We start from the raw sequence: 6,797 nt of genomic DNA on the forward strand, positions 1-6,797 counted from the left end.
GAGGTCCGGCTCCCCACGCCGGACCTCGTCACCGGTGCGCATCCTCAGAGACGACAGTCAGGAGAGCGCGGTGCGGGGACTTTATCCCTGCGGCGAGGGCGCGGGCTATGCGGGCGGGATCACTTCCGCGGCCATGGACGGCGTAAAAACCGCCGAGGCGATTGCAGGAAGATTCTGTCAGAACCTGGCGACAACTTAAGAGAACTTTAGGATTTTTTTTGTATACAAGAGAAAGCCTTTGTGCTATGATAAAATGTGATATGTAGACAAAAGACGGAGGGAGTTTATGAGATCAAAGAACGGCTGGGTGCTGCTGATTATGCTGCTTTCCGGCATCGTATTGGGAGGCTTTATCGGCATGCTGACGGCAAATGTATCAGGCCTTAGCTGGTTGAATTACGGACAGAGCTTCGGTCTGGAGAATCCGATTGTGCTGGATTTGGGGCTGTTGATTCTGACCTTCGGCCTGACCATCCATATCTCGATTGCCAGCATCCTGGGCGTGGTGATCGCGATTATTATATACCGGAAGCTGTAAAGCACCGGTTTCAGAAAATGGTTGTTCTGTCGTTATCCGCTGCCTGGAGAGCAGAAAGGAACGAATATGAGTACAACAACCATGAAAGAATTATATAAGGAAGAACGTCCTTATGAAAAATGTGTGAAAGCCGGAGCAGCTGCTCTTTCCGACGCGGAATTGCTGGCCGTGGTTATGCGGACGGGCACCCGGGGGGAAAATGCCTGTCAGCTGGCGGGAAGGATCTTAAGCCTGCCGGGCTGCGAAGGCCTGAAGGGCCTGAATCGGATTTCCATGGAGCGTCTGATGGACGTCCGGGGGATCGGACAGGTGAAGGCTGTGCAGCTGAAATGTGTGGCGGAGCTGGCGGCCCGGATGGCAAAAGCGAAAGCGGCTGAACGTCTTGCCTTTGACACACCGGAGACGATTGCGGATTATTTCATGGAGGAGCTGCGTTACGCGGAGCAGGAACAGCTGCATGTGCTTTTTCTGAATACCAGAAATAAACTTCTGAAAGAAAAGCTCATGTTCCAGGGCACGGTTAACGCGTCGCTGGTTTCACCGAGGGAGATTTTCATGGAGGCGCTGGAATGCCGGGCGGTGCGCATGGTGCTGGTACACAATCATCCCAGCGGCGATGCGGCTCCAAGCCCCGAGGATATCCGGATGACGCGCCGCATTTACAAAGCAGGAGAAATGCTGGGTATCCAGCTTTTGGATCATATTATTATAGGTGATCATTGTTATAGCTCCTTTCAGGAGCGGGGAATACTATCTGAAGAATAAGAGTTTAGAAGAAAGTGAGGAGAAAGACATGTCTGCACAGAGTTTTGGATGCGACTTTGGTACAAGCAGCATCAAGATCTACAGTAAGGAGAGCGATACCATTTACTGCGAAAAGAATATGGTGGCCATCGAGGAGAAGAAGGGAATGATTGCCTACGGCGACGAGGCTTTCGAAATGCATGAGAAGGCGCCGTCCAATATCGAGGTGCTTTACCCCATGTCCTTCGGAACCGTAGCCAGCATTACCTATATGCAGGAGTTCCTGAAGGCTTTTCTGGAGACTCATACCAAGGGTAATTTAAAGGGCGCGGAGTTTGTGGTAGCGCTGCCTACCGATGTACAGGATCGTGTGTTCAGCACGCTGATTCAGGGAACAGGTCTCAAGTCCAGGAATATCCAGATGATTGACAAGCCGGTAGCGGCAGGTCTGGGTCTGGGTCTGGATGTGACACAGTCCCAGGGTATCATGATCGTAGATGTGGGAGCGGATACCACGGAGATCTCCATCCTGTCTCTGGGCGGAACTGTCACCAGCAAGCTGATTAAGAACGGCGGCAATAAGATCGACGAGGCCATCGCCAATGCCATCCGCCGGGAGTATGGTTATTTCATCGGCAATAAAACTGCCGAGATTCTGAAAAATGAGCTGGGTTATCAGCCCGGTGACACTACATCCAAGCGGGAAATCTGTGGCCGCAATATGGCTCTGGGACTTCCGGCCCTTCTGGAGATTACCGCGGACTTCGTGGCAAATGCCATTGCGGAGAATCTGAAGTCTATCGTGGAGGCCATCAAAGTGATTCTGGAGAGAACCCCGCCCGAGCTTGGTGTGGATATCATCCGCAACGGCATCTTCCTGACTGGCGGCGTGGCCAACTTAAAGGGTCTGGACAAGCTCATCGCGGACGCCACCAATATCAAGGTGAATCTGGTGGAGAAGCCGGAGGAGTGCGTGGCCAGGGGACTGGAGCGTGTGATCAAGGAGAAGGAGTTCAAGAGCCTGACCTTCGTGACCAAAGAGCAGAACTATAACTAAGTAATATCAGGTGAAGTATGAAGAAGAAAAATCATTTTACAGTACCGCCAAAGTACATATTTGCGGTGCTGGCGATTCTTTGTATCGGAATGATGTACGCGTCTTACGCCACCGGTTTCGCGGGCAGCACGCTGGGCCGTATCACCGGCTATATCTTCGTGCCTTTTGAGCGGGGCATCAACAGTGTGGGCGGCTGGGCCAGAGATAAAGGTAACAGCCTGCAGGATCTGGCGGACGCGCAGGCGGAGAATAAGGCTTTGCAGGAGCAGGTGGATGAGCTGACCCTTCAGAACAGCCGGCTGATGCAGAATCAGTACCGGCTGCAGGAACTGGAGGCTCTCTATAATCTGGATCAGACCTATGGAGAGTATAACAAGGTGGCGGCTAACATCATTGCCAGCGACTCCGGTAACTGGTTCAACACCTTTGTCATTGACAAGGGCAGCAAGGACGGTCTGGCGACAGATATGAACGTCATCGCAGGCAGCGGCCTGGTTGGTATTATTACCAAGGTGGGTGACAACTGGGCGCAGGTGCGCTCTATCATCGACGATATGAGCGAAGTCAGCGCCCAGGTGCTTTCCACCTCCGATCTCTGCTTTGTAAAGGGCGATTTACAGTTGATGGAGTCCGGCCTGATTCAGCTTTACCAGCTGCGGGATACGGAAGGAAAGGCCAGCATCGGTGACACGGTGGTGACTTCCCATGTAAGCGACAAGTACCACGCGGGACTGCTGATCGGCTATATCAATGAACTGAGTCTGGATTCCAATAACCTGACCCGTTCCGGCACACTGACTCCGGCTGTGGATTTCGAACATCTGCATTCGGTGCTTGTCATCACCGATATAAAGCAGACAGTGGAAGAATAGACAGGAGTGAAAAGGATGAGACGTAAAGCGATAGAAGCGCTTCTGATTATCATATGCTTTATCCTGCAGTGTACGGTATTTCAGGCACTGTCCCTGGCAGGAATTGTTCCGAATCTGCTGCTGATTGTGACATCCTCCCTGGGTTTTATGCGCGGGGAAAAAGAGGGTATGGCCGTAGGCTTTTTTTCCGGCCTTCTGACGGATATTTTCTTTGGGCGGCTGTTCGGCTTTTACAGTCTTCTGTATATGTTTCTGGGATATGGAAGCGGCCTGTTTCACAGAATGTTTTACGATGAAGATATCAAGCTTCCGATGATTTGGATTGCGTTGTCAGAGCTGGTATATGGACTTAGCGTCTATTTCTTCCTGTTCCTGATGCGGAGCCGGTTCCATTTTGGTTTTTATTTCGGACATATCATCCTTCCGGAGCTGGTGTATACCGTAGTGGTGACCATTGTACTCTACCGCCTGATTCGTTCACTGAATCACTGGCTGGAGAAAAAGGAAAAGGAAGAAGGCGAGAGCCGTATGGCATCTCCCATAATACCTTATAAGGATAATGGCGAGACGGGGACAGACGGATCATAAGACAGAGGAGTAAGAAAAGATTTGTTGGACGAAATCAAAGAAACCTTAAGTAATTTAATAAAATCAAGAACCTTTGTCCTGGTTGTGGTGTTTGTGGCTCTCTTCGGCATTCTTCTGCAGCGGGTTTTCTATCTGCAGATTGTAAAGGGCGGCGATTATCAGGATTCCTTTACCCTGAAGACCGAGCGCGAGGTATCGGTGGCCAGCACCCGTGGAAAGATTTACGACCGGAATGGAGAAGTACTGGCCTACAGTGAGCTTTCCTATTCCGTTACCATTCAGGATAACGGTACGTATGCCAATATCCGGACCAAGAACGCGAAACTGAACGAGACCATCTATAAGCTGATTAAGCTGATTGAGAAGAATGGCGACAGCGTGGTTAGCGACCTGGGTATTGTATACAATCACGGCCAGTTTGAATATTCGCTGGAAGGAAATTCCCTTCTGCGATTAAAAGCTGATGTATATGGCAAGAATAAGATCAGCGAGCTGGAGCCCAAGCAGGAGCTTGCCACTGCAGACGAGCTGATGGCGTATATGTGTGGTGAGAAAAAATACGATATCCGCAGCTCCTATACGGAAGAGGAACAGCAGAAATACGGCATTTCCGTAGCAGGATATACGCCTGAGGAGCAGCTGCAGATCGCGACCATCCGGTTTGGCATCTCCGCTAATAACTATAAGCGTTACGTGGCGACCACTGTGGCTACGGATGTATCCGAGGAGACCGTAGCGGCAGTTTTGGAAAATCAGAGTGAGCTGCAGGGCGCGGAGATCGAGGAGAGCAGCCGGAGAGTCTATCCGGACAGCGAATATTTCGCGCCGATCATCGGTTATATCGGAAAGGCGTCCCAGGATGAGCTGGACAGCCTGCAGGAGGAGAACCCCGACTATGAGCTCAACGATATCGTGGGAAAATCAGGTATCGAGCAGTATATGGAGACAGAACTTCAGGGAACCAAGGGCTACGAAAAGATGTACGTGGACAGCGTGGGCCGGATTCTGGAGGTGGCCGAACAGAAGGACGCGGTTCCGGGCAATGACGTCTATCTGACCATTGACAAGAACCTGCAGATGGCCTGCTACAATATTCTGGAGCAGAAGCTGGCCGGTATTTTGATTTCCAAGATTCAGAATACCAAGGAGTACAATCCGGGTCCCAATGCCAGCGCTGCCAAGATTATGATTCCGATCTACGATGTATACTATGCGTTGATCAACAATTATATTATTGATACGACTCATTTTAACGCGGACGACGCCACGGATCTGGAAAAGAGCGTATACAGCCGTTTCCAGGTGAAGCTGCAGAATACGGTGGACAGCCTGATTGCGGAGCTGAATTCACAAAACGCGGCGGCTTATCAGAACCTCTCCAAAGAGATGAAAAATTATATGAGTTATATCGTGGCCAATGTGCTGATGGGAGATAATCAGGTTCTGATGAAGGATGCTGTGGATACTTCGGATGCCACTTATATCGCCTGGACCACCGACGAGACCATCAGCCTGCGGGAATATCTGCAGTACGCAATCTCCAAAAACTGGATCGACGTAACGAAGATTTCGGGCGACAATCCTTACCTGGATTCCACGGAGATTTACCAGTCGGTGCTGGACTATATCCGGGACAGCCTTCTGGAGGACGCGGAGTTTGGGAAAATGCTGTACAAGTATATGTTGTTGGACGATCAGCTCTCAGGCAGAGAAATTTGTCTTTTATTATATGACCAGAATGTGTTAGAATATGACGAGGATACCGTATCCAGGCTGAATTCCGGAGCGCTCAGTTCCTACACATTCATGTTGGACAAGATTCGGAATCTGGAGATCACGCCGGCTCAGCTGGCTTTGGAGCCCTGCAGCGGCGGCATTGTGATTGTGGATGTGAAGACCGGTCAGACTCTGGCCTGTGTCACGTATCCCAGCTATGATAATAACCGTCTGACCAATGTGATGGATTCCGATTATTACAACAGCCTGCGAAAAGACCTGTCATCACCCTTTGTCAACCGTGTGACCCAGGAAAATCTGGCGCCCGGTTCTACGTTCAAGCCGATTACAGCGATTGCGGGTCTGGAAGAGGGCGTGATTACCCCCTCAACAACGATTTATGCGTCCGGCGTATTTACGGAGATTACGCCGTCGCCCACCTGCTGGATTTTTAACCAGTATGGCGGACATCACGGCAATGAGACAGTGACTACGGCTATTCGTGATTCCTGTAATGTGTTCTTCTATGAGGTGGGCTACCGTCTGGCAGGCGGTCGGAGCGCCGGAGGATACAATGTGGACAAGGGTCTGACGGCACTGGAAAAATATGCCAGAATGTTTGGGCTGGGAGATAAATCCGGTCTGGAGCTTTCCGAGTACGAGCCGCGGATTTCTGATAAGGACGCGGTACGTTCCGCCATCGGACAGGGTACCAACAGCTATTCCCTTTCCCATATCGCCCGCTACGTGGCAACGTTGGCGAACCGGGGAAATTGCTATGACCTGACGCTCCTTGATAAACTGACAGAGACAGATGGTACGCTGATCGAGGAGTATCAGCCAAAGCTGCACAATCAGGTACAGATTGCGGACAGCAGCTGGAATGCAGTGCAGCAGGGTATGCGCCTGGTGGCTGAGAACACCAAATCTTTGAGTGCTTTGAGCGATCTGGGACTCAATGTGGCGGGTAAGACCGGTACGGCGCAGCAGAGTAAGAGCCATCCGAACCATGCGTTATTTGTAGGCTTCGCGCCTTACGAGTCGCCGGAAATTGCCATTGCCGTACGTATCGCTAACGGTTATACATCCGCAAACTGTGCGGAGGTGGGCGCGGATGTGTTCAAATATTACTTTAACCTTGCGGATGAGGAAGATATCTTAAGCGGAACTGCCAGCGGTTCCAGCGGACAGACAATCGGGGATTAGGAGTGAAAGTGATGTCGAATCAATCAGTTATCATCAAAAGTAACCGGTACGGGCTGATTGTCATTCTGGATGAGAA

Annotated in this window: 6 protein-coding genes and 1 pseudogene; all 7 read left to right on the forward strand. The window is 50.9% G+C overall.

Going from position 1 to position 6,797, the window contains the following annotated elements:
* Nucleotides 1–199, forward strand: a pseudogene (locus ACTRC3_RS11295) (hypothetical protein); the annotation flags it as partial.
* A gap of 87 nt (nt 200–286) precedes the next feature.
* On the forward strand, nt 287–538 hold the full coding sequence (locus tag ACTRC3_RS11300) for a DUF4321 domain-containing protein (protein WP_178038183.1): 252 nt from the start codon (nt 287–289) through the stop codon (nt 536–538).
* Nucleotides 539–619: 81 nt separating this feature from the next.
* Complete coding sequence (gene radC / locus ACTRC3_RS11305; protein ID WP_440323137.1) at nt 620–1,303, forward strand: RadC family protein; 684 nt, start codon at nt 620–622, stop codon at nt 1,301–1,303.
* A 28-nt stretch (nt 1,304–1,331) separates the two neighbouring features.
* Nucleotides 1,332–2,339 (forward strand): rod shape-determining protein, encoded by a 1,008-nt coding sequence (locus tag ACTRC3_RS11310; RefSeq protein ID WP_440323138.1) that lies wholly within the window; start codon nt 1,332–1,334, stop codon nt 2,337–2,339.
* 17 nt (nt 2,340–2,356) lie between these two features.
* Nucleotides 2,357–3,211 (forward strand): rod shape-determining protein MreC, encoded by an 855-nt coding sequence (gene mreC, locus ACTRC3_RS11315; RefSeq protein ID WP_349164055.1) that lies wholly within the window; start codon nt 2,357–2,359, stop codon nt 3,209–3,211.
* Nucleotides 3,212–3,226: 15 nt separating this feature from the next.
* Nucleotides 3,227–3,799 carry a rod shape-determining protein MreD gene (gene mreD, locus ACTRC3_RS11320; protein WP_440323139.1) on the forward strand — a complete coding sequence of 191 codons (573 nt, stop codon included), beginning with the start codon at nt 3,227–3,229 and terminating at the stop codon, nt 3,797–3,799.
* 21 nt (nt 3,800–3,820) lie between these two features.
* A complete protein-coding gene (locus ACTRC3_RS11325; protein WP_440323140.1) occupies nt 3,821–6,721 on the forward strand; it encodes a penicillin-binding transpeptidase domain-containing protein in 2,901 nt (966 codons plus the stop codon).
* The last annotated feature ends 76 nt before the right edge of the window (nt 6,722–6,797 follow it).

The sequence above is a fragment of the Laedolimicola sp. genome, from assembly GCF_051972735.1.
Lineage (GTDB): Bacteria > Bacillota > Clostridia > Lachnospirales > Lachnospiraceae > Laedolimicola > Laedolimicola intestinihominis.

Excerpts from the sequence above, each read along its gene's own strand:
- mreD (WP_440323139.1), top strand. The coding sequence starts at position 3,227 with ATGAGACGTAAAGCGATAGAAGCGCTTCTGATTATCATATGCTTTATC.
- ACTRC3_RS11310 (WP_440323138.1), top strand. The coding sequence starts at position 1,332 with ATGTCTGCACAGAGTTTTGGATGCGACTTTGGTACAAGCAGCATCAAG.
- mreC (WP_349164055.1), top strand. The coding sequence starts at position 2,357 with ATGAAGAAGAAAAATCATTTTACAGTACCGCCAAAGTACATATTTGCG.
- radC (WP_440323137.1), top strand. The coding sequence starts at position 620 with ATGAAAGAATTATATAAGGAAGAACGTCCTTATGAAAAATGTGTGAAA.
- ACTRC3_RS11300 (WP_178038183.1), top strand. The coding sequence starts at position 287 with ATGAGATCAAAGAACGGCTGGGTGCTGCTGATTATGCTGCTTTCCGGC.